Here is a 21569-nt window from a genome sequence, read left to right as displayed (position 1 = left end):
TAATAAGGGAACAGGATGAAAAAAACATTTGCCATCGTCGCCTTGCTGGCTGCTACGGTTACCGGCGTCGCGCAGGCCGACGACGCTGCGATTCAGCAATCGCTACGTAAGCTGGGATTACAGCAGACGGAAATCCAGCCCTCGCCGCTGCCGGGCATGAAGACAGTGCTCTCTGAAAGCGGCGTGCTGTACGTTACCGAAGATGGAAAACATTTTATTCAGGGTCCGCTGTATGACGTCGGCGGCGCGCATCCGGTTAATGTCACCAACCAACTGCTGCAGAAGAAAGTCGATGCGCTAAGCAAAGAGATGATTGTTTACAAAGCGCCAAAAGAGCAGCATGTGATTACCGTATTTACCGATATCACCTGTGGCTACTGCCGTAAGCTGCATCAGGAGATGAAGGATTACAATGCGCTGGGCATCACCGTACGCTATCTGGCGTTCCCGCGTGAAGGGATGAACGGTCAGGTGGCGAAAGAGATGAAATCTATCTGGTGCGCCGCGGATCGCAATAAAGCCTTTGATGCGGCGATGAAAGGCGACGAAATTTCCCCTATCGACTGCAAAATCAATCTCGACCAGCACTATAAGCTGGGCATCCTGTTCGGTATCCAGGGCACGCCGGCCATTTTGCTGGAAAATGGCATGATGATCCCTGGCTATCAGGGCCCGCAAGAGATGAAACAGCTTCTTGATAAACAAAAAAGCGGTAATTAATCAGCAGTGAATAAACCGACGCAACTCCGCCGCCGTAAGGCGGCAAACGATACGGCGCTGCCAGCGGATCTTCATCCGCTGTTGCGCCGTCTGTATGCCCAGCGTGGCGTAAGCGATGGGCGCGCGCTGGAGCGCGGCGCGAAGTTTCTGCATCCCTGGCAGGGATTAAGCGGCATGGAGCAGGCGGTTTCCCTGCTGCATCAGGCGCTGCGCGATGGGAAGCAGATTATGATCGTCGGTGATTTTGATGCCGACGGTGCCACCAGCACCGCGCTGACCGTGCTGGCGCTGCGCAGTATGGGCGGCCGTAACGTGCAGTATCTGGTGCCTAACCGCTTTGATGACGGCTATGGCCTGAGCCCGGAAGTGGTGGAACAGGCGGCGGCGCGCGGCGCGGAGTTAATTTTGACGGTGGATAACGGGATTTCCTCACATGCCGGCGTCGAGTGTGCGCAACAAAAGGGAATTCCGGTACTGGTAACCGACCATCATCTGCCGGGCGAGACCCTGCCTGCGGCAGAGGCAATCGTGAACCCTAACCTTAACGACAGTACCTTTCCTTCCAGGGCGTTGGCCGGGGTTGGCGTCGCGTTTTACCTGATGCTGGCGCTGCGGGCGCATCTGCGCGAGCAGGGCTGGTTCGACAACGGACTGGCCGTGCCTAACCTGGCGGAGCTGCTTGATCTGGTGGCGTTAGGCACGGTAGCCGACGTGGTGCCGCTGGACGCCAATAACCGAATTCTGGTCTGGCAGGGGATGAGCCGTATCCGCGCAGGCAAATGCCGTCCGGGCATTCGCGCCTTGCTGGAGATCGCTAATCGTGATGCGCGCCAGCTGGCGGCCAGCGATCTTGGCTTTGCGCTGGGGCCGCGTTTGAATGCGGCGGGCCGTCTGGATGATATGTCGGTGGGCGTGGCGCTGTTGCTAACGGAAGATTTGGCGCAGGCGCGCATGTTGGCCAGCGAGCTGGATGCGTTAAACCAGACGCGTAAAGAGATCGAGCAGGGGATGCAGGCTGAAGCGCTGACGCTCTGCAATCAGCTGGAGCGCAGCAGCGAAGCGCTGCCGTTGGGGCTGGCCTTCTATCATCCTGAGTGGCATCAGGGCGTCGTCGGCATTCTGGCTTCGCGGCTGAAAGAGCGTTTTCATCGTCCGGTCATTGCCTTTGCTCCGGCGGGCGACGGCACGCTGAAGGGTTCCGGGCGTTCCATTGCTGGTCTGCACTTACGTGATGCGCTCGAACGGCTGGATACGCTGCATCCCGATTTGATCCTGAAGTTTGGCGGCCATGCGATGGCTGCCGGGCTGTCGCTGGAAGAGGCGAAGTTTGAACAGTTCAGCGCCTTATTTAGCGAGCTGGTGGGCGACTGGCTGGATGCGGACGCCTTGCAGGGCGTTATCTGGTCCGATGGCGAGCTGATGGCGCAGGAGCTGACGTTGCCAACCGCAGAGATGCTGCGTGATGCCGGCCCGTGGGGACAGGCGTTCCCGGAGCCAGTTTTTGACGGCAAATTCAAACTATTGCAGCAGCGGCTGATAGGCGAGCGTCATCTGAAGGTGATGATTGAGCCGTTAGGCGGCGGTCCATTGCTGGACGGCATCGCATTTAACGTAGATACGCGCCTCTGGCCGGATGCCAGCGTGCGCCACGTAGAGCTGGCCTATAAGCTGGATGTAAATGAGTTTCGTGGCAACCGCAGCGTACAGCTGTTAATTGAGCATATCTGGCCGCTATAAGCGTAAGCTGGCATCGGAGAAGGCTTTCGCTGTCAGCTTTTAATTAGCATACAATGCGTTAACCGTTTTCCTGACGATCTAAAGCGTATCCAGACTCAGGTTTACGCTTTGCACTGACCGCAACGGGATTCAACGGTATTTCTCAGGCACCAGTTTGATCAGGATGTAGACAGCCAGCAACGTCAGGCCAATATAGATACCACGCTCCCTCCAGGTCTCAAAATGGAAAAACCAGTAGGCGCATAATAAAAAAACCAGAGTGCCGAGCAGCGAACCCAGGTAATGCAGGAGCGTGCGAATCACCGTCTCGCATTTCGCATTATCTTTTTTTGAATTCATTATCTACCGCATCAAGGATTTGGTTAAAAGCTGACGTTCCGTTAGTCCATCTGACGCGTAACGCCTCTACAAAAGGCTGGAGAGCCGGTTCAAGTAAAAAGTAGAGGAGATCATAATTGTGAGGCCGTAGAGCGTTATATACCTCTGGAACATGAGATTGAAGCCGACGGGAGGTATAAATGCAGCGTTCTGCCATTCCTCCAGCCAGCAACGCATTACCGATAATACTGCCACGTATACCGATAAAGAAGCTACTCTTCTGCGCAATATTCTGCGCGATACGTCCAGAAATCAACGTGTTAGCTGTAGCCCTGCCAGCCACAGAGAACAGCGTTTTACTGTAAATGCTGTTCTGTTTCTCTTCCGGTACATATTGATTGAAGGCTTCGAAAACGATCTCTAACGTTTTAATGAAATTATGATTTTTCAAAATACCGTAGCGGATCGCTGTTACCATCCTTATCCGTTCGTTTTCCCTGGCGGAGCGTGAATCGGTGTCTATAAACCCGTAGGCCAGATAACCAACATCTTTTGGTACTGAAGTCACGCCATTCCAAAAGCCGAATACTGATTCAGGCGAAACCAATATTTTTACTATCCGCTGAGCTATTTCCCTATAGTTACTCATATCCTTAATTCCCTTTAGGCAACCCGAATCAAACTTAATTAACGCGTTTTTCAGATCCAGTAAGTATAAAAATTAATTTCCCAAAATTTAATTGTCATTTGGTTAATGTGTGTTTTTATACTCATTGTCGAAAATGGAGCCGCGACGATGATCAGAGTAGCGCTTTTGTTATTAGTTACATCATCCTCAGCTCATGCAATGAGCCTGGAAGAAGACCTTGCGAAAGCCACATACTTCTCCTGGGGGAATGATGGCTTTATCGCGCAACAATCTGAAGGTAAACGCCTCTATGAAAAAATTTTAGCTTCCGAAAATAATGAGGATATTTTTCTAAAAATAATAAATTCAGCCAGCGCCACAAACGAAAGTAAACTCTATGCCGTATGTGGATTGTCAACTATTGATAAAAAGTGGCTTGGTGAAGTTGCTATAGCAAAAGGTCCTGTTACGGTGCTTCAGGGCGATGTTTTACGCAAAGAAGATTTTGCTACCCAACTTGCCAAAATAAAAGAAAAAGGGTGCGAAAGGTAAATACAAGGCGCTTATTATAAAAACGGAATAAAATATCCCTGCAAGTTAATGCCGAGGCAGAAAAGCGGCGAACAGATTATCGCTGCATTCCGGGAAGCGACAGGCTTTTCTCCAGGGATGGATGCACGACGACTTTACGGAACGGCCAGCCTGTTGCTGACGCCGCCGCTCTCAACATCAACGCCAACCCGCCGCGCCCTCACCAACCCAAACGCCAACGCCAACCCGCCGCCACCAATCCAAACATCAACGCCAACCCGCAACTTCCCGCACAAAACTACAATCTCAGCGCCTTTTCAGTTAAACTCCCCTGTTATATCTAACGTCACTTCTTAAAAGATCCTAAAGCCATGTTTGAAATCAATCCGGTGAAAAATCGTATCCAGGACCTCACTGAGCGCAGCGACGTTCTTAGGGGGTATCTTTGACTACGATGCCAAGAAAGAACGCCTCGAAGAAGTAAACGCCGAACTGGAACAGCCGGACGTCTGGAACGAACCAGAACGCGCCCAGGCGCTGGGTAAAGAACGCTCTGCGCTGGAAGCCATCGTCGACACCCTCGACCAAATGGCTCAGGGCCTGGAAGACGTTGCCGGCCTGCTGGAACTGGCGGTTGAAGCGGACGATGAAGAAACCTTCAACGAAGCCGTTGCCGAACTGGATGTGCTGGATAAAAAACTGGGCGAACTGGAATTCCGTCGCATGTTCTCCGGCGAATATGACAGCGCCGACTGCTATATCGATCTCCAGGCGGGATCCGGCGGTACGGAAGCACAGGACTGGGCCAGCATGCTGCTGCGCATGTACCTGCGCTGGGCGGAGGACAAAGGCTTCAAAACCGAGGTTATCGAAGTCTCTGACGGCGAAGTCGCGGGCGTCAAATCCGCAACCATTCGTATTTCTGGCGAGTACGCCTTTGGCTGGCTGCGCACCGAAACCGGCGTGCATCGCCTGGTGCGTAAAAGTCCGTTCGACTCCGGCGGCCGTCGTCATACCTCCTTTAGCTCCGCCTTCGTTTACCCGGAAGTAGATGACGATATTGATATCGAAATCAACCCGGCTGACCTGCGTATCGACGTCTACCGCGCATCCGGCGCGGGCGGTCAGCACGTTAACCGTACGGAATCTGCGGTGCGTATCACCCATATTCCAACCGGCACCGTAACCCAGTGCCAGAACGACCGTTCTCAGCATAAAAACAAAGACCAGGCGATGAAGCAGATGAAAGCCAAGCTTTATGAACTGGAAATGCAAAAGAAAAATGCCGAGAAGCAGGCGCTGGAAGATAACAAATCTGATATTGGCTGGGGCAGCCAGATCCGCTCATACGTGCTGGATGATTCACGCATCAAAGATTTGCGCACCGGCGTAGAAACGCGGAACACTCAGGCGGTACTGGACGGCGATCTGGATCGTTTCATTGAAGCAAGTTTGAAAGCAGGACTCTAAATATGTCTGAACAACAACCGCAGGGCGCTGATGCCGCGCTGGAACTTAACAACGAACTGAAAGCGCGCCGTGAAAAACTTAGCGCACTGCGTGAACAGGGCGTAGCATTTCCTAACGACTTCCGCCGCGACAGCGTTTCCGAACAACTGCACGCGCAGTATGACGATAAAGAAAACGAAGAGCTGGAAGCGCTAAATATTGAAGTCAGCGTGGCGGGTCGTATGATGACGCGCCGTATCATGGGTAAAGCGTCATTCGTTACGCTGCAGGACGTGGGCGGACGTATTCAGCTTTACGTTGCGCGTGACGATCTGGCGGAAGGCATCTATAACGAACAGTTCAAAAAGTGGGACCTGGGCGATATCCTCGGCGCGCGCGGCAAACTGTTTAAAACCAAAACTGGCGAGCTTTCTATTCATTGCACCGAACTGCGTTTGCTGACTAAAGCGCTGCGTCCGCTGCCGGATAAATTCCACGGCCTCGCCGATCAGGAAACCCGCTATCGTCAGCGCTATCTTGATCTGATCGCTAACGAAGAGTCACGTAACACTTTCCGTATTCGTTCGCAGATTATGGCCGGCATCCGCCAGTTCATGGTTGGCCGCGACTTTATGGAAGTAGAAACCCCGATGATGCAGGTGATCCCTGGCGGCGCCTCCGCCCGTCCGTTTATCACCCATCACAACGCGCTCGACATCGATATGTATCTGCGTATCGCACCGGAACTTTATCTGAAACGTCTGGTGGTCGGCGGCTTCGATCGCGTTTTCGAAATCAACCGTAACTTCCGTAATGAAGGCATCTCGCCGCGTCATAACCCTGAGTTCACCATGATGGAACTCTATATGGCCTACGCGGATTACAAAGATCTGATTGAACTGACGGAAAGTCTGTTCCGTACGCTGGCGCAGGATGTGCTGGGCACTACCGAAGTGCCTTACGGCGAGCAGACCTTTGATTTCGGCAAGCCGTTTGTCAAACTGACAATGAAAGAAGCGATTCAGAAATATCGTCCGGAAACCAACCTCGCCGATCTGGAAAACTTTGATAAAGCGGTAGAGATTGCCCGTTCGCTAGGGATCAAAGTAGAGAAAAGCTGGGGCCTGGGCCGCGTCGTCACCGAAATCTTCGAAGAGACGGCGGAAAGCCACCTGATTCAGCCGACCTTTATCACCGAATATCCGGCGGAAGTCTCTCCGCTGGCGCGTCGCAACGACACCAACTCGGAAATCACCGATCGTTTCGAGTTCTTTATCGGCGGTCGTGAAATAGGCAACGGCTTCTCTGAGCTGAACGACGCTGAAGATCAGGCCGATCGTTTCCGCCAGCAGGTAGAAGCGAAAGATGCCGGCGATGATGAAGCGATGTTCTACGATGAAGATTACGTCACCGCGCTGGAGCACGGCCTGCCGCCGACCGCCGGTCTCGGCATCGGTATCGACCGTCTGGTCATGCTGTTCACCAACAGCCACACCATTCGTGACGTTATCCTGTTCCCGGCGCTGCGTCCGTCCGCGAAGTAATTTCGTTACGCTCAGTAAAAAAGGGACGCTCAGGCGTCCCTTTTATGGAGACGATCGTATGCAGCCAAAAGAGAGACCGGCTTTTATTCGTCACTGGCAAGAACTGGAAGAGCCGGACGAATCGCATTACCGTGACAGTAATGAGCATATGGGTATTGGCGCGCCTCTGGGGCGGGCGCTGGGACTAACGCGTATCGGTATCCATCATGAGCGCCTGTTGCCAGGGCGTCGCCTTTCTTATCCGCATGCTGAAAGCGCAGAAGCGGAATTTGTCTATGTATTGGATGGACATCCTCATGTCTGGATCAACGGTGAACTGCATGCCTTGCAGCCGGGCGATGCGGTGGCCTTTCCCGCAGGGACCGGTATTTGTCACACTTTTATCAATAATGGGACAGAGGAAGCCAGATTATTGGTGATAGGCGAAGCCAATAAAGAGGAAAACCGCATTCACTATCCGCTTAATGCTGACTATGAGGCGACCCGAAAAGATCGTTGGCATAATCCACCAACGCAACCACTGGGTCCGCATAATGGATTGCCGGACAAGCCGCAGAAGTAATGTGTTTTAACCGCCGGGCTGACGTAATAATAGCGCTTACGATTTTATTTCAGTGGTCAGCCAGTTTGAAAACTGCGAATAAGGTACATACAGCGCGGCATTCTTATACAGGGTTTTGCCGCTTTGCTTATCGTTAATCTCGGCGCTGTAGCCGACAATTACGCCGGCGAGCGTATCATCAGAGGCATTATATACCGCGCCGCCGGACATTCCCTGAACCACGCCGGCATCCGCTGCCACTACTACGCAGCTCTGTTTATTCCAGCGGTTTTGCAGGCTGCTGTTTACCAGATTTTTACCGGTTGATGCGACTGGCATCGCGGTATAAAAGCTGTAGCCGTACAGATTTACCCGATCGCCCATAAAGCCGTTACGAAAGCGCGGCGGTAGATCTCGTGCATCATTTTTATGATAAACGATGGCCAGATCGCAGGAGGGATGCCAGGCCTTTACCTTGTATAAGGAGAATTTCGCAACGTGGGCAGCGGTCAGACTATAGTCAGCGGTCAGAGGAATAGTGGTACCCAACGTGCCCAGGCCCAGCACCGTAGGAATACCGGTCACGGTCAGGTCAACGCGCTGCTGGGCTTCTTTACTGTATTCATAATGACCGACCGAACAGCCGGTCAAACTTAAAACCAGCAGGGCGAGCATCTTACGCATGGTATCTCCCCGATGTTAATTATAAGCGCTGTTAATCCCTTATTATGATATCGGCAGCCACCTTGCTTTCTTTAACGCCTTGTTTATCCCCAAAACCCAGGCTGTTATGGCATTTTTCAACGCCGTAAGCTGGGGAGGGCAAACTTTAACAAAATATCCCAGCTAATGGTTAAGTAAAGGTAAAGGAAAATTCTTAAAGCAAAGCGCGCTTTGTACTAAATCGACGCAGGATTATTGCGCATAGCGCAATAAACCCTTGTCAGTTTCGGGGTGTTTGTCACATTAATGCTGTGCTTTAATACCTGCAGTGGCGCAATAAAGAGATGCAGCAGCACAACGCGTCACCCAATCCGCTGCTCGACGGCGGCCTGCCTGGAGTCTGCAACCATCGTTTCTGGAGAATGTTATGCCTGTTTCATTACTGGCGTTGGCGCTGAGTGCGTTTGCAATCGGCACTACTGAGTTCGTTATTATGGGATTACTGCCGGAGGTGGCGGGCGATCTGCGCGTGTCGATCCCTTCCGCCGGCTGGCTGATTAGCGGCTATGCGTTGGGCGTAGCGATCGGCGCGCCGGTCATGGCGTTGCTGACCGCCAGGCTGCCGCGCAAACGCACGCTGATTCTGCTGATGTCGATTTTTATTATCGGCAACGTACTGTGCGCCCTGGCATACAGTTATAACCTGCTGATGCTGGCGCGTATCGTGACCGCGCTGTGTCACGGCGCCTTCTTTGGCATCGGCTCGGTGGTGGCCGCCAGCCTGGTAGCGCCTAATCGTCAGGCATCAGCGGTTGCGCTGATGTTCACCGGCCTGACGCTGGCGAACGTGCTGGGCGTGCCGTTGGGTACCTGGTTTGGTCAGCTGTTTGGCTGGCGCGCCACCTTCTGGGGCGTTGCGGTGATTGGCGTGCTGGCCTTTGTTGCCCTGATCGTCAGCCTGCCGACCAATAAAAATGAGAAGCCGGTACACCTCGGCAGCAAAATCAGCGCGCTGGCGAACGGCAAGCTTTGGCTGTCGCTGTTGATGACGGTCTGCTTTGCGGCGGCGATGTTCGCGCTGTTTAGCTACATCGCTCCGCTGCTGTTACAGGTTACCGGCATCAGCAATCGCGGCGTAAGCTGGACGCTATTCCTGATCGGCGCGGGCCTGACGGTGGGCAATATTATCGGCGGCAAGCTGGCGGACTGGAAAGTTTCCTTCAGCCTGATCCTGAGCTTTGCGCTGATTGCGCTCTTCTCACTGGCCTTTAGCTGGACCAGCCACGGGCTGTGGCTGGCGGAAATCACCCTGTTCCTGTGGGCGATGGCCACTTTCGCCACCGTGCCTGGCCTGCAAATCAACGTGGTACGCCACGGTAAAGATGCGCCGAACCTGGTTTCTACCCTGAATATTTCCGCATTTAACGTAGGGAACGCGTTGGGCGCCTGGGTTGGCGGAGCGGTTATTGAAGGCGGCTACGGCCTGACCGCCGTACCGGTGGCGGCTGCGCTGTTAGCCGCGGTCGGCCTGATTGTCTGCCTGATCACTTTCCGCCGGGCCGGTGGCGAAAGGCAGCCGGTACACGCTTAATTCAGTAACGCGCTGGCGGTATAATCCCGTGCCGTCAGCGCATCCATCACGTTCTCTTTCATTTCTGCCAAATTATGACTAATTACGTACTAAAGCGTGCGCTTATTCCCCATTAGGTTATTAACACTCTATGTTACCTTAGCGGTTTTATATCAGAGCGTTAATCTATGAAAATACGCAAAATTATCACCCCGAACTTTTATAAAAAGTTTAGATGTGTGGGACCGGAATGCTTAAATCATTGTTGCCATGGATGGGTTATTAACATAGATAAAAAAACCCATAATAAATATATTAATTCCTCAGATGAAGAAATAAGAAGCATAGCAAAAGAAGCCCTGAGGTTAACCCGAAAGGGAAAAAAAAGTTATTCCATGATTAAGTTTAATGACGAGGGTACATGTCCTTTCTTTACAGCTGACAAGTTATGTAGGGTACATCAAAAATTAGGCGGTGACGCTCTCTCTCCAACCTGCGCGATTTACCCCAGACAAGAGCATATTCGGGGCGATCAGTTACGCTATAATCTGACGATGTCCTGCTCTGAAGTCGCCCGTCTGGTGCTGTTTGATGAAGACAGTATGCTACAGCACCAGGAAGTCAATCTTCTTGCTTCGGCGGCTAATAATAAACTAGTTCATGAGATTGCCTTCGGGCAAACCAATCAGATTATTCACCTGTTTGCCTGGAACCTGCTCGCTGCGCAAAGTAACGATATTGAGGCCAACTTATACGCGCTGGCGCAGTTTATTTTATATCTGCAACGCATAAACTTTGATTTATCCCATCGGCTTTCTGAAGCTGAATCTTTTTATGAAGAATTGCTTACGGCGCTTCACACTGACCAACTATCAGTGAATAACGGCGAAAGTGAGCAGGCGGCATTGCTGAAGCTTCGTGTGATTATGGCAATCTATAAAGATCATATAAATATTACGCTACGTAATAGCGGGCTGCGCGCTGATTATATCTATATTGCAAACTATTTAGATGAGGAACTTTCTGATATTACTGAGCTGAAAAAGAAATTTTCCATTATTAATCAGCAATGGCAGCAGCTTTGCGCCACGTCCTGCCTGAAAGAGCCATACGTATTGCGTAATTATTTACTTTATCAGCTCTACAGCAACTACTTTCCCGGCAAAGATCTTTCTCTTATTATGCGGCATTTTTACCGCATAGTGATGGATTACTTCTTCCTCAAGGTTTCACTTTCGGTGCAATCGTTGCATCAGGAAATTAAACAGGACGATGTGCTGCATCTTTTTGCCGATTACTATCAATATGTCGGTCACTCCGCCTCAATAACGGATAAGCTTAATAAAGCCATTAACGAAATAAACGGCGGAGACGATTTATCCTGCCTGCTGCTGTTAGGCTAACGATGCGGCTGGCTAACCAAGCAGGGCGTTAAGCTTTACCCGGAATTGTCCGGCCTTGTGCTGCAAATGCTGACTAAAAGCATTAACCAGCGCCGAGGCCGGACGATGCAGCGGGCGAATCAGGCTCACCGTAAAGGGCACCTCCACGCTGAAACGCCGGATCGCGACGCCGCTGGCGGCATAGTCAAGCGCCGTCAGCGGATTCACTACCGAAATACCTACGCCTGCCCGTACCATGGCGCATACCGACGCCGCGCTGTGGGTTTCCATCACCATCCTGCGCTGGACGTGCTGTTCATGAAACAGCGCGTCCAGCAGTTGCCGATAACTGTCGCTACGCGACAGGCTGATATAACTTTCACCGGCAAAATCCTGCGGCGTTAGCTGTCTGCGTGAGGCTAACGGGTGATCGGCCGGTAAAACACATACCTCATTTAGCGTTAATAGCTCGATGCGCTCGGTGCCAGCGGGCGTAACGTGGGTTTCGGTCAGGCCGAGATCGTGGCGTTGGGCTGACAGCCACTCCTCCAGCAATGGCGATTCCTGTGGGATAATATTCAAACTGAGATCGGGATAGCGCTGCAGGAAAGGCTGACAAAGGGACGGCAGCAGCGACTGGGAAAAAACCGGCAGACAGGCGATGGAAAGTTCGCCCTGACGAAACTGGCGCAACCCTTCCGCCGCGCTGATAATGCGATCGAGACCGTACCAGGATCGCTGAACTTCTTCAAACAGGCGCAGCCCCTGAACAGTGGGCTGCAATCGGCCGCGTACGCGCTCGAACAAACTGAGCCCGGTTAGCTTTTCAAAGCGGGCCAGCTCGCGGCTAACGGTTGGCTGTGAAGTATGCAGCAGCTCAGCGGCGGCGGTCAGGTTGCCGCTGGTCATCACCGCGTGAAAAATCTCAATATGCCGATGGGTGATGTTAGCCATGATCTCTCCGGTAGCGAAAGCCATATCATATTTGCATAGACTCTGCAGAAACAGATATTTTTCACACTAAAAGCGCTGTGGCGTAATGGAGAAAATGTAAAGGAGATTGCTCATGCCACGCCCGCTTAATCAGTCTGACAGCGCTCTGACCGCCGCTAATTTGTTGCCGCTTACCGAACGTTATGATGGTCCGTTCTGGGCCTACGATGCGGAGATTATTCGCCAGCGCATCGCTCAGCTACAGCAGTTTGATGTAGTGCGTTTTGCACAAAAGGCCTGCTCGAATATTCATATCCTGCGTCTGATGCGCGCCGCGGGCGTGAAAGTTGATTCCGTTTCACTGGGCGAAATTGAACGCGCGCTGGCGGCAGGCTATGTTGCCGGCGGCGATGAGATCGTTTTTACCGCAGATGTGCTGGATAAACCTACGCTGGCACGCGTCGCCGAGCTGCGCATTCCGGTGAATGCGGGTTCGGTGGATATGCTGCTTCAGCTGGGCGAGCGCTCGCCGGGCCATCCGGTCTGGCTGCGGGTCAACCCAGGTTTTGGACACGGGCACAGCCAAAAAACCAATACCGGCGGCGAAAACAGCAAGCACGGTATCTGGCACGACGATCTGCCGCAGGCGCTACGGGCTATTCAGCAGTACGATCTGCAACTGGTGGGCATTCATATGCATATTGGCTCCGGCGTGGACTATGCCCACCTGGAACAGGTATGCGATGCGATGGTCAGCCATGTGATCGCGCTGGATAGGGATATCTCAGCAATCTCTGCTGGCGGCGGGCTGTCAATTCCGTATCGTTACGGCGAAGAGGCGATCGATACGCAACACTATTACAGCCTGTGGCACAGCGCGCGCGAACGTATTGCGGCGCATTTAGGCCATGCGGTGAAGTTAGAGATCGAACCGGGGCGTTTTTTGGTGGCCGAGTCGGGCGTGCTGGTTGCGCAGGTGCGGGCGGTGAAAGAGATGGGCAGCCGTCACTTTGTGTTGGTGGACGCAGGCTTCAGCGATTTAATGCGTCCTTCTATGTATGGCAGCTATCATCATATTTCGCTGCTTGCGGCGGATAACGCTGCCGCACAACGGGAACTGCATGAAACGGTAGTAGCGGGACCGCTGTGCGAATCGGGCGATGTATTTACTCAGCAGGAGGGCGGTAAGGTGGAAACGCGTCTGCTGCCGGCAATGACGACGGGCGAGTATCTGGTATTCCACGATACCGGCGCGTACGGCGCATCCATGTCCTCTAATTATAACAGCCGACCGCTGATCCCTGAGGTGCTGTTTGATGGCGGCGAGGCGCGCGAGATCCGCCGTCGCCAGACCATCGAAGAGCTGCTGGCGCTGGAGCACTAATCGACGGGCTGTTCCTGCCGCCACGGCGGGCGCAGCCCACGCGTTACGCCAGCAGCTCTTTGCGTAGCAGCACAATCTCTTCCGCCAGATCCCGGCATAGCATGGCATTCATCAAATGATCCTGGGCATGTACCAGGATCAAGGTCACCGGTAATTTTCCTTCGCCCTCATCGGCGCCGATCAGCTGCGTTTGGATACGATGCGCCGCCTTTGAGGCCTCCGCCGAAGCGGCCAGCGCCTCATCCGCCTGCTGCCACTCTCGTCTGCGGGCTGACTGAATGGCGCTCATAGCATGCGATCGCGCCTCGCCAGCGTTAATCAGCAACTCCATGATGACTTGTTCAAAATCCATACTCACCTCGATTATTGGTATACCAGATTTGAGTTAATTATCTTATTGGAATACCAAATAACCGAACTGCGCTAAAGCTCACAGAAAAAAGCGCTCATTCAGCTAATTTTGGTATGCCATATCAGGGAAGGGTTGGGTTGTCACAACAGGACGCTTACTCACTTGCCCTGGGGTTTTGCTTATGTCTCTACAGGATCGACTCATTGACTCGCTGGGAAGCTTCGCCACGCGCTTTAACAGCTATCGCTACATCATGGCGATCAAAGCTTCTTTTATTACGTTGATGCCGGTTATTATCGTTGGCGCCTTTTCGGTACTGATCTCCAATATGGTGCTGGATGCTAAAAACGGCCTCGCCAGTTTCCAGGCGCTCTCTTTCCTTGCCGATCTCAAGCCGATTACCACCAGTATTAACTATGCCACGCTGAGCTTCCTGAATATCGGCGCGGTGTTTTTAATTGGTATTGAGCTGGGCAGAATTAACGGCATCAAAACGTTGTTTCCCGGCCTGCTGGCGGTGATCTGCTTTATCGCCGTTACGCCGACCACGCTGGAAATGATGGTCGACGGGCAGATGCGGCTGGTGACCGACGTGCTGGCGAAGCAGTTTTCCGATACGAAAAGCCTGTTCCTCGGCATGTTTATCGCCATCCTGTCGGTAGAGATTTATTGTCGGCTGGAAAATGTCGATCGGCTCAAGATCAAAATGCCCGATACCGTGCCGCCAAATGTGTCCGCCTCTTTTTCGGCATTGATCCCGGCGATCATTACCGTGTCGGCTATCGCCACTTTCGGCTTTATTTTCCATCAGGTCAGCGGCATGTATCTCTATGATGCGGTTTACCGCGTGGTGCAGCAGCCACTGGAGTCGGTGGTGCAAAGCCTGTGGGGCATTCTGCTGCTGATGTTTGTCGCCCAGCTGTTCTGGGTGATTGGCATCCACGGCAACCAGATGATTAAACCGATCCGCGAGCCGCTGCTGTTGGGAGCGATCCTGGTAAATATGAGCGCCTTCGAGCAGGGAAAAGAGGCGCCCAATATTATTACCATGCCGTTTTGGGATGTTTATATGAGCATCGGCGGCTCTGGATTGACTATCGGCCTGCTGACGGCGGTGATGCTGGCGACCAAACGCAAAGAGATGCGCGAGATTGCCAAACTCTCGTTTGGTCCGGGGCTATTTAATATCAACGAGCCGGTTATTTTCGGCATGCCGATCATGCTGAATCCGATTCTGGCGATCCCGTTCATTATTACGCCGCTGGTCACCGGCTCCATCGGCTATTTCGCCACGCTGACCGGCTTTGCCGGCAAAGCGGTGGTGATGGTGCCCTGGACCACGCCGCCGATTGTTAACGCCTGGCTTTCTACCGCCGGGTCGATGGGCGCTGTGGTGACCCAGCTGGTGTGTATTGTGGTGTCGGTGCTGATTTATCTGCCGTTTGTCAAAATCGCCGCTCGCCGCGCCGAAGCCGCCGAGGCGAAAGCCCTGCAGCAGCCGGAGCTGGCGCAGCCTTAAGGAGTTGGGATGAGCAAAGTCACCATTGATATTCCGCCCGATTTTATTCTGGGCGCGGCGGCGTCTGCCTGGCAAACTGAGGGCTGGCACGGCAAGAAAGCGGGTCAGGATTCTTATCTGGATGCGTGGTATCAGCAGGATCGTCATGTCTGGCATAACGGCTACGGCCCGGCGGTGGCGACCGATTTTATCAATCGCTATCGGGAAGATGTGGCGTTAATGAAGGCCTGCGGGCTGACGCACTATCGCACCTCCATTAACTGGTCGCGCTTTCTGCTTGATTATGAAACGGCGCAGGTGGATGAAGAGTACGCCAGCTATTACGACAGCCTACTGGATGAGATGGCGGCCAACGGCATAGAGCCGATGCTCTGCCTGGAGCATTACGAACTGCCGGCGATACTGTTGGAAAAGTATGGCGGCTGGGGCGCGAAGAAGGTGGTGGATCTGTTTGTTCGCTATGCGGAACAGGTATTTGCACGCTATGCGCATCGGGTTAAGCGCTGGTTTGTATTTAACGAGCCGATTGTGGTGCAAACCCGCGTTTACCTCGATGCGCTGCGCTGGCCCGGGCAGCAAAGCACCGCAACCTGGATGCAGTGGAATCACCATAAAAATCTGGCGACTGCGCGAGTGGTGGCGCTGTTTCGCGCCGGAGGCTGGGCGGGCACTATCGGGACGATTTTAAACCCGGAGGTAACCTGGCCGCGATCCAGCGCGCCGCATGACAGAAAAGCAGCAGAGATGTATGACCTGTTTTATAACCGGGTATTTCTCGATCCGGCGATCAAGGGCGAGTATCCGCCCGCGCTGCTGCAGCTGTTAGCGCAGCATCAGATTGCATGGCAGTACAGCGAGGAAGATTTGGCGCTGATCGCGGCGCATCGCGTCGATGAAGTAGGTTTGAATCTTTACTATCCGCATCGGGTAAAAGCGCCGTCGCGCGCCTGGCATGCGGATACGCCGTTTCACCCCGCTTACTACTATGAGCCTTTTGAGCTGCCGGGCCGCAGGATGAATCCGTCGCGCGGCTGGGAGATCGAGCCGCGTATCGTGGCGGATATTGCCCGCCGGATGCGCGACGAATATGGCAATTTCCCGTGGTTTATCGCAGAAAATGGCATGGGTATTGAAAACGAAGCGCGCTTCAGGGATGCCGACGGAGAAATTCAGGATGATTATCGCATCGCTTTCATCGCCGAACATCTTTATCAGGCGCTGCTGGCCCGCCAGGCGGGCAGTAACTGTCAGGGGTATATGCTGTGGGCGTTTACCGATAACGTGTCGCCGATGAATGCGTTTAAGAATCGTTATGGTTTGATTGAAATCGATTTAGAGCATCAGCGCCAGCGGCGCATGAAAAAGTCAGCGCACTGGTTTCGTCAGCTGCGCGTCAGTCGTCAGTTAACTCTGACGCTGGACGATCAACCTAAATAAGGAGCCGCAAATGAAACGTATCGTACTGGCCTGCGCGGCAGGCATGTCGACCTCAATGGTGGTGACGCGCATGGAGAAAGAAGCGGCGGCGCGTGGCCTGAGCTATAAAATTTACGCTATTCCGGAGCAAAACCTGCGCGAGGAGCTGCAAAACTATCCCGGCGAGGTGGCGGTGGTGCTGCTGGGGCCGCAGGTGCGTTTTAAGCTGGAAGAGAACAGGAAGCTGACCGATAGCCATCAGATTCCGATCGCGGTGATTGATACGCTGGCCTACGGCACGCTCAATGGCGCAAAAGTACTCGATCAGGCGCTGGCTTTGATAAACTAGCGGAGTGTCGCCATCAGTTGTTACCGGTTAATCAGGCGCTACGGGATGGTGTGGTCAACGGGCTAAGGGTGATGAAGTGGATAAGGGCGCAGCGCCGCAAGAGAGAAAGCAGTATCAGGAGATTGGCGAGCATTTGCGCCAGCAGATCGTCGCCGGGCTTTATCCGGTGGGTTCACGTTTACCGCCGGAGCGCAATCTTGCAGAAACCTGGGGCGTGAGCCGTACCATCGTCCGCGAAGCGTTGCTGATGCTGGAGCTGGAGGGGACGGTCGATATTCGTCAAAGTTCGGGCGTGTATGTGATGCGCATTCCCAGCGCCAGCAGCGACGAGGAGGAGGCATTTTTCCGCAGCGATGTTGGACCGTTTGAGATGCTGCAGGCGCGTCAGCTGTTGGAGAGTAATATAGCCGCTTTCGCCGCGCGCATGGCGACCAAAGCCGATATCGAGAATTTGCGGCGTACGCTGGAGCAGGAGCAGCGCGCGATTGCGCTGGATGATACCAGTCAGGATAACGATCGTCTGTTTCATCTTTTGCTGGCGGGCGCGACGCAGAATCAGATGCTGATGGATACGGTAAAGAGTATCTGGCGGCATCATGAAAATAATCCGCTGTGGCAGCAGTTGCGCAGGCATATTGAAACGCGCAGTTACCGGTTGAAGTGGCTGAGCGACCATCAGACGATTCTGGCAGCTTTACGCCGCCGTGATGTGATGGGTGCCTGGCAGGGGATGTGGCAGCATTTAGAGAACGTGAAGAATACGCTGATGGAGCTGTCGGATGCCGACGCGCCGGATTTCGATGGGTATTTGTTTGAATCGGTGCCTATTTTTCAGGGGAAACTGGTATGAGCCGTTGGCATATTGTTCCTTTGTCTGAGGTGCCGCACTGTCAGCCGCAGCTGGTGGAGTGGTTGTGGCGCGCGTTTGGCGATGAGAAGAGCGGGGGGTTTTTCACCAGCGTGATAGAGAGCAGTATGCAGGGAGCAGATTTCCCGCAGACGTTTGTAGCGCTGGATGGCGAACGTCCGGTGGGGACGGTAGGCGTTTGGCGTTGTGATTTGATTAGCCGTCAGGATCTGTTTCCGTGGCTGGCGGCGCTGTATGTCGATGAGTCAGCTCGCGGCTCCGGCCTTAGCGCGGCCCTGCAGGCGTATGCGGAGGGCTGGTGCCGCGCGCGCGGTTTTGCCGATCTTTATCTGTATGCGCTATGCGCAGATTATTACGAGCGCTTTGGCTGGCGCTATATCGGCGATGCATTGGATTATCCCGATGTCGTGGTTCGGTTGTATCACAAGGCGCTGGGATAAGGTTACGCTGGTGTAATACGTTCTGCGGCAGGGATGGGTTTATGCCGTCCCGCCGGAACTGCCCGTCCTTCTTGTGACCGGCACTCGTAAACTGTCTCGTGACCGGCATCAATCAATTTTTTCGTGATGGGAAAATATCGCATTGGATATATCGGCGCGCCAGTCTTAGGTTTGGTAAAAATTAATATTTATTACAACCGATATGGTTGATTTTAATATGCGTGCTGGATTGGATTTTTATATAAACGGCAAGCGTTATTACTTGTTGTAATTGTATAATTCAACCCATTATCCTGAAAGTGTGTTCGGGTTAAAATAATGGATTGTTCTGGCTTGAAACAGGTCTAATAATTATGTAATGGTTGATGCTGCGATAGTCATCATAAGGATATGATGTATGAGTTTCAGCCTGCCCGGAACCGATCTTTATTACCTGCCGCGTGACGATTTGGCGCCGGAAAGATACGAGGAAATAACCAGCCCTGTTTTTGCCTGGTCCCGAATTGAAGATAAATATGTTTTTGATGATCGCCAGAGGCTGGATTTTAAGCTGATTAATATGCATGAGCGCGCCTTTAACGGTTACAACAACCAGCCGCCGCCGCACGGGCCACGGGAGCGGGAAAAGCTGAAAAGAATGCTCTTCAGCGGCGAGGTGGTGATGCTCGGCGGCTATTCTTTCTCAAAGGGATCGTTGTTTTATATTGATGAGCGCGGCGCACTGATTTGCCGCGACCGGCTGGCGTTTAAGTTTGACGGGGCGCGGGATATTATCCGGGAATATAACCGGTCAGTTACCCGCCGCGACTACAGCAAACGGGGCGGAAAACCGCGTCCCACAGCGTTACCTGCCCGCCAGGCGCAAATATCACAGCCCGCGACGCTGAGCGTTATCAACAGCAAAGCCGCCGGACGGCTGCTGGCGGCAGGCGGAATGTATAACGGCAACCCTGACGGGTTCAGGCAGACCGCAGAACAGCTGGGAGGCGAGGCGCCCGCCGGTTATGATCAGATGATGTCGGATCAGGCCAAAGGCTTGCTTATTGCGGGCGCTTCGATAGCCGCTGGTTTAACGATGGGGAAATTAAAGTTTCCCGATCTTAACGAACTGGAAACCTTAGGTGCCAAAGGCACTTATACATCAAGACCGTTTGATCCTGAACAGGCAGGTGGTCCCATTGAGTATCTAACAACGGAGGGGGTAACAATCACTCACAAAGGGATAGCTATTGTTGAAAAACATATATCTCGCTTTGATCCAGGTAACGAATTTATGGTCAACAGGTTAAAGAAAATTGCTGATGGTAAGATTTCCGTAGAGCAGGTAGATTTAAATTTTTATACTCATGAATGCAGAGAGTATCAACGTTACTGTAATTTAGGATGGGAAACGGGTAGGCCAGGCGATAACATTGAGGCCTATGATTTATGGAACAATACACATACTGCTACTCTCGAAGAGTACAGAATAACTGGCGATAAACTTTATCATCCGGATGCTCCCTTATGGTAAATAGTACAGAACTGAATATTTTGAAGTTGTTAGCCTCCAGAAACGATGTAAATTGGACCTGGTACAATCTTGATCGTGCTCTGACTCAGCGGAAGCTGGATGGAGGAGGCCATGTTGCAAAAATTATGGATAATCTGGCTAAATCGGGTTTAGTTGATATAGTGCCCAGAAGCCCCGAAGGTATGGATTATTATTGTGTATCTGCACAAGGGGTTGAGTTGCTGAATAATATACAAAAAAGCACTGAGTAATGCTTATTAATAAGTATTTTAAGGATGCCAGATTTCGTTGTTTTTTATAAAGGATACGTTGATTTATTGAGTGCTTGTATTATTTTTGCAGTACTCTGTTTTTGGTCGCTGGCTCCTGCGTTTGTTTGCTGTCGCTTTGCTGACTTTTGTGCCCGATGCTGTCGCCTTACTGATTTTGACTTTTAGAAGGTTAAGTGACGTTAGTGAGATCTCAGGGGAAGGAGAGGGACGGGCAGGGTAGGCGGGCGGAGGCCCCAGGGATAGGTTTATGCCGTCCCGCCGGAACTGCCCGTCCTTCTCGTGACCGGCACCCGTAATGTCTCATATAACCGGTGCCCGTAGCCTCTCTCATCGCTGGCACCCAACAAGCCTAACCTCAACCCGGCGGACTAACCGAATGTCTGCGTACCAGCGTGGGGTTAAACGTATTCGTTACCTCCGGCAGCGGCTGATTATTCGCTAACGCTAACGCCAGCTCGGCGGCCTGCTGCGCCATCGTCACTATCGGATAGCGAATGGTGGTTAAACGCGGGCGCACATAGCGTGACACCAGCACATCGTCAAAGCCGATTAACGACATCTCCTCCGGCACGCGAACACCATTATCGCTCAGCACCGCCAATGCACCGGCCGCCATCGAATCGTTATAACAGGCGACGGCGGTAAAATTTCTGCCGCGACCTAACAGCTCTGTCATCGCTTGCTCGCCGCCGACTTCATCCGGCTCGCCAAACGCCACAAGGCGATCGTTACAGGGCAAACTGTGCTCTCGCAGCGCATCGTAATAGCCCTGTAAACGCTCCTCGGCGTCGGAAATCGTATGCGTAGAGCAAATATAAGCAATCTGATCGTGACCCTGCTGAATCAAATGCCGGGTTGCCAGCCAGGCGCCGTAGCGATCGTCCAGCGCGATACAGCGCTGCTGAAAGGCGGGCAGAGAACGGTTAAGTAGCACCATACCCGGCATCTGCTGCATCAGATTCTCCAGCTCGTCATCGGCGATCTTCTTGGCATGCACCACCAGCGCCGCGCAACGATGGCGCATCAACTGCTCAATCGCCTGCCGCTCTTTCACCTCGTTATGATAACCGTTGCCAATCAGCAAAAAATTACCGGTCTGCCAGGCTATCTCATCGACGGCCTTCACCATAGCGCCGAAAAACGGATCGGAAACATCACCGACCACCAAACCAATGGTTTCCGTTGATTGCTGAGCCAGCGCGCGCGCGTTGGCGTTCGGGTGATATTGCAACTGTTCCATCGCGCTAAACACCGCCAGACGAGAGTTCTCACTGGCCTTAGGAGAATCGTTGATTACGCGCGAAACGGTGGCGACAGAAACGCCGGCCAGTTTGGCGACATCCTTTATCGTTGCCATGAATAGAGTACCTTCCGGGGTAAACGTTTACACATAAAGAGAGTGTTGCGGAAAAGACCTGCAAGTTCAACCGCACAGAATGC

The 21569-nt window shown here is 53.0% G+C and carries 22 protein-coding genes; 16 read left to right on the top strand and 6 right to left on the bottom strand.

Annotation, left to right across the window (positions count from 1 at the left end; all coding sequences use genetic code 11):
• Window positions 1-15: 15 nt before the first annotated feature.
• Both dsbC and recJ read left to right on the top strand, forming a co-directional pair.
• Complete coding sequence (dsbC, locus tag K6958_RS16775; protein ID WP_249892172.1) at window positions 16-720, top strand: bifunctional protein-disulfide isomerase/oxidoreductase DsbC; 705 nt, start codon at window positions 16-18, stop codon at window positions 718-720.
• Window positions 721-726: 6 nt separating this feature from the next.
• Window positions 727-2457 (top strand): single-stranded-DNA-specific exonuclease RecJ, encoded by a 1731-nt coding sequence (gene recJ, locus K6958_RS16770; RefSeq protein WP_249892171.1) that lies wholly within the window; start codon window positions 727-729, stop codon window positions 2455-2457.
• Window positions 2458-2586: 129 nt separating this feature from the next.
• Here the strand turns inward: recJ and K6958_RS16765 are convergent, their stop codons facing one another.
• Both K6958_RS16765 and K6958_RS16760 read right to left on the bottom strand, forming a co-directional pair.
• The gene (locus K6958_RS16765; protein WP_249892170.1) at window positions 2587-2796 is read right to left on the bottom strand and encodes a hypothetical protein; all 210 of its coding nucleotides are present in this window, start codon (window positions 2794-2796) and stop codon (window positions 2587-2589) included.
• Window positions 2777-3424 (bottom strand): hypothetical protein, encoded by a 648-nt coding sequence (locus tag K6958_RS16760; protein ID WP_249892169.1) that lies wholly within the window; start codon window positions 3422-3424, stop codon window positions 2777-2779. The genes K6958_RS16765 and K6958_RS16760 overlap by 20 nt, the downstream gene beginning before the upstream one ends.
• A gap of 147 nt (window positions 3425-3571) precedes the next feature.
• Here K6958_RS16760 and mchS3 point away from each other — a divergent pair, with 147 nt between their 5' ends.
• From mchS3 to K6958_RS16740, 4 genes are all read left to right on the top strand, one after another.
• Window positions 3572-3955 (top strand): MchS3 family protein, encoded by a 384-nt coding sequence (gene mchS3, locus K6958_RS16755; protein ID WP_249892168.1) that lies wholly within the window; start codon window positions 3572-3574, stop codon window positions 3953-3955.
• A 350-nt stretch (window positions 3956-4305) separates the two neighbouring features.
• Window positions 4306-5404, top strand: a protein-coding gene (gene prfB / locus K6958_RS16750) for a peptide chain release factor 2 (protein WP_249892167.1) whose coding sequence is annotated in 2 segments (ribosomal slippage) — window positions 4306-4380 and window positions 4382-5404 — 1098 coding nt in all. Because the reading frame shifts where the segments join, the coding sequence is not laid out codon by codon here.
• A gap of 2 nt (window positions 5405-5406) precedes the next feature.
• The gene (gene lysS / locus K6958_RS16745; protein ID WP_249892166.1) at window positions 5407-6927 is read left to right on the top strand and encodes a lysine--tRNA ligase; all 1521 of its coding nucleotides are present in this window, start codon (window positions 5407-5409) and stop codon (window positions 6925-6927) included.
• A gap of 58 nt (window positions 6928-6985) precedes the next feature.
• A complete protein-coding gene (locus tag K6958_RS16740) occupies window positions 6986-7489 on the top strand; it encodes a cupin domain-containing protein (protein ID WP_249892165.1) in 504 nt (167 codons plus the stop codon).
• A 36-nt stretch (window positions 7490-7525) separates the two neighbouring features.
• Here K6958_RS16740 and K6958_RS16735 read toward each other — a convergent pair whose 3' ends face one another.
• Window positions 7526-8152 carry a serine protease gene (locus tag K6958_RS16735; RefSeq protein ID WP_249892164.1) on the bottom strand — a complete coding sequence of 209 codons (627 nt, stop codon included), beginning with the start codon at window positions 8150-8152 and terminating at the stop codon, window positions 7526-7528.
• A 406-nt stretch (window positions 8153-8558) separates the two neighbouring features.
• Between K6958_RS16735 and K6958_RS16730 the strand changes: the two genes are divergently transcribed.
• A complete protein-coding gene (locus tag K6958_RS16730) occupies window positions 8559-9722 on the top strand; it encodes an MFS transporter (protein ID WP_249892163.1) in 1164 nt (387 codons plus the stop codon).
• Between the two features lie 167 nt (window positions 9723-9889).
• Window positions 9890-11104 carry a flagellin lysine-N-methylase gene (gene fliB, locus K6958_RS16725; RefSeq protein ID WP_249892162.1) on the top strand — a complete coding sequence of 405 codons (1215 nt, stop codon included), beginning with the start codon at window positions 9890-9892 and terminating at the stop codon, window positions 11102-11104.
• Between the two features lie 12 nt (window positions 11105-11116).
• Here the strand turns inward: fliB and K6958_RS16720 are convergent, their stop codons facing one another.
• Complete coding sequence (locus K6958_RS16720) at window positions 11117-12037, bottom strand: LysR family transcriptional regulator (RefSeq protein WP_249892161.1); 921 nt, start codon at window positions 12035-12037, stop codon at window positions 11117-11119.
• Between the two features lie 112 nt (window positions 12038-12149).
• On the opposite strand from K6958_RS16720, the gene lysA reads away from it, so the two are divergent.
• Entirely contained in the window at window positions 12150-13400 is a 1251-nt protein-coding gene (lysA, locus tag K6958_RS16715) for a diaminopimelate decarboxylase (protein ID WP_249892160.1), read from the top strand.
• A 43-nt stretch (window positions 13401-13443) separates the two neighbouring features.
• On the opposite strand, the gene K6958_RS16710 is transcribed toward lysA, so the two are convergent.
• Window positions 13444-13752 (bottom strand): PTS lactose/cellobiose transporter subunit IIA, encoded by a 309-nt coding sequence (locus K6958_RS16710; RefSeq protein WP_249892159.1) that lies wholly within the window; start codon window positions 13750-13752, stop codon window positions 13444-13446.
• Window positions 13753-13933: 181 nt separating this feature from the next.
• Between K6958_RS16710 and K6958_RS16705 the strand changes: the two genes are divergently transcribed.
• From K6958_RS16705 to K6958_RS16675, 7 genes are all read left to right on the top strand, one after another.
• Window positions 13934-15271 carry a PTS sugar transporter subunit IIC gene (locus tag K6958_RS16705; RefSeq protein WP_249892158.1) on the top strand — a complete coding sequence of 446 codons (1338 nt, stop codon included), beginning with the start codon at window positions 13934-13936 and terminating at the stop codon, window positions 15269-15271.
• Between the two features lie 9 nt (window positions 15272-15280).
• Window positions 15281-16708, top strand: a complete 1428-nt coding sequence (locus tag K6958_RS16700) for a glycoside hydrolase family 1 protein (RefSeq protein WP_249892157.1) — start codon at window positions 15281-15283, stop codon at window positions 16706-16708.
• Between the two features lie 10 nt (window positions 16709-16718).
• Complete coding sequence (locus tag K6958_RS16695) at window positions 16719-17036, top strand: PTS sugar transporter subunit IIB (protein ID WP_249892156.1); 318 nt, start codon at window positions 16719-16721, stop codon at window positions 17034-17036.
• 76 nt (window positions 17037-17112) lie between these two features.
• The gene (locus K6958_RS16690) at window positions 17113-17886 is read left to right on the top strand and encodes an FCD domain-containing protein (RefSeq protein WP_249892155.1); all 774 of its coding nucleotides are present in this window, start codon (window positions 17113-17115) and stop codon (window positions 17884-17886) included.
• Entirely contained in the window at window positions 17883-18344 is a 462-nt protein-coding gene (locus K6958_RS16685) for a GNAT family N-acetyltransferase (RefSeq protein WP_249892154.1), read from the top strand. The genes K6958_RS16690 and K6958_RS16685 overlap by 4 nt, the downstream gene beginning before the upstream one ends.
• 397 nt (window positions 18345-18741) lie before the next feature.
• Complete coding sequence (locus K6958_RS16680; protein WP_249892153.1) at window positions 18742-19857, top strand: DUF8093 domain-containing protein; 1116 nt, start codon at window positions 18742-18744, stop codon at window positions 19855-19857.
• Window positions 19851-20108, top strand: coding sequence for a hypothetical protein (locus K6958_RS16675; protein ID WP_249892152.1), 258 nt, complete (start codon window positions 19851-19853; stop codon window positions 20106-20108). The genes K6958_RS16680 and K6958_RS16675 overlap by 7 nt, the downstream gene beginning before the upstream one ends.
• A gap of 376 nt (window positions 20109-20484) precedes the next feature.
• Here K6958_RS16675 and galR read toward each other — a convergent pair whose 3' ends face one another.
• Complete coding sequence (gene galR / locus K6958_RS16670) at window positions 20485-21486, bottom strand: HTH-type transcriptional regulator GalR (RefSeq protein WP_249892151.1); 1002 nt, start codon at window positions 21484-21486, stop codon at window positions 20485-20487.
• Window positions 21487-21569 lie beyond the last annotated feature (83 nt).

The sequence above is a fragment of the Mixta hanseatica genome (genome assembly GCF_023517775.1).
GTDB classification, from domain to species: Bacteria; Pseudomonadota; Gammaproteobacteria; order Enterobacterales; family Enterobacteriaceae; genus Mixta; species Mixta hanseatica.
This window is presented reverse-complemented; position numbering and strand designations above follow the sequence as displayed.

What these genes read in the sequence shown, in the direction of transcription:
- dsbC (WP_249892172.1), top strand. Translation starts at nt 16, where the DNA reads ATGAAAAAAACATTTGCCATCGTCGCCTTGCTGGCTGCTACGGTTACC.
- K6958_RS16765 (WP_249892170.1), bottom strand. Translation starts at nt 2,796, where the DNA reads ATGAATTCAAAAAAAGATAATGCGAAATGCGAGACGGTGATTCGCACG.
- K6958_RS16760 (WP_249892169.1), bottom strand. Translation starts at nt 3,424, where the DNA reads ATGAGTAACTATAGGGAAATAGCTCAGCGGATAGTAAAAATATTGGTT.
- mchS3 (WP_249892168.1), top strand. Translation starts at nt 3,572, where the DNA reads ATGATCAGAGTAGCGCTTTTGTTATTAGTTACATCATCCTCAGCTCAT.
- lysS (WP_249892166.1), top strand. Translation starts at nt 5,407, where the DNA reads ATGTCTGAACAACAACCGCAGGGCGCTGATGCCGCGCTGGAACTTAAC.
- K6958_RS16740 (WP_249892165.1), top strand. Translation starts at nt 6,986, where the DNA reads ATGCAGCCAAAAGAGAGACCGGCTTTTATTCGTCACTGGCAAGAACTG.
- K6958_RS16735 (WP_249892164.1), bottom strand. Translation starts at nt 8,152, where the DNA reads ATGCGTAAGATGCTCGCCCTGCTGGTTTTAAGTTTGACCGGCTGTTCG.
- K6958_RS16730 (WP_249892163.1), top strand. Translation starts at nt 8,559, where the DNA reads ATGCCTGTTTCATTACTGGCGTTGGCGCTGAGTGCGTTTGCAATCGGC.
- fliB (WP_249892162.1), top strand. Translation starts at nt 9,890, where the DNA reads ATGAAAATACGCAAAATTATCACCCCGAACTTTTATAAAAAGTTTAGA.
- K6958_RS16720 (WP_249892161.1), bottom strand. Translation starts at nt 12,037, where the DNA reads ATGGCTAACATCACCCATCGGCATATTGAGATTTTTCACGCGGTGATG.
- lysA (WP_249892160.1), top strand. Translation starts at nt 12,150, where the DNA reads ATGCCACGCCCGCTTAATCAGTCTGACAGCGCTCTGACCGCCGCTAAT.
- K6958_RS16710 (WP_249892159.1), bottom strand. Translation starts at nt 13,752, where the DNA reads ATGGATTTTGAACAAGTCATCATGGAGTTGCTGATTAACGCTGGCGAG.
- K6958_RS16705 (WP_249892158.1), top strand. Translation starts at nt 13,934, where the DNA reads ATGTCTCTACAGGATCGACTCATTGACTCGCTGGGAAGCTTCGCCACG.
- K6958_RS16700 (WP_249892157.1), top strand. Translation starts at nt 15,281, where the DNA reads ATGAGCAAAGTCACCATTGATATTCCGCCCGATTTTATTCTGGGCGCG.
- K6958_RS16695 (WP_249892156.1), top strand. Translation starts at nt 16,719, where the DNA reads ATGAAACGTATCGTACTGGCCTGCGCGGCAGGCATGTCGACCTCAATG.
- K6958_RS16685 (WP_249892154.1), top strand. Translation starts at nt 17,883, where the DNA reads ATGAGCCGTTGGCATATTGTTCCTTTGTCTGAGGTGCCGCACTGTCAG.
- K6958_RS16680 (WP_249892153.1), top strand. Translation starts at nt 18,742, where the DNA reads ATGAGTTTCAGCCTGCCCGGAACCGATCTTTATTACCTGCCGCGTGAC.
- K6958_RS16675 (WP_249892152.1), top strand. Translation starts at nt 19,851, where the DNA reads ATGGTAAATAGTACAGAACTGAATATTTTGAAGTTGTTAGCCTCCAGA.
- galR (WP_249892151.1), bottom strand. Translation starts at nt 21,486, where the DNA reads ATGGCAACGATAAAGGATGTCGCCAAACTGGCCGGCGTTTCTGTCGCC.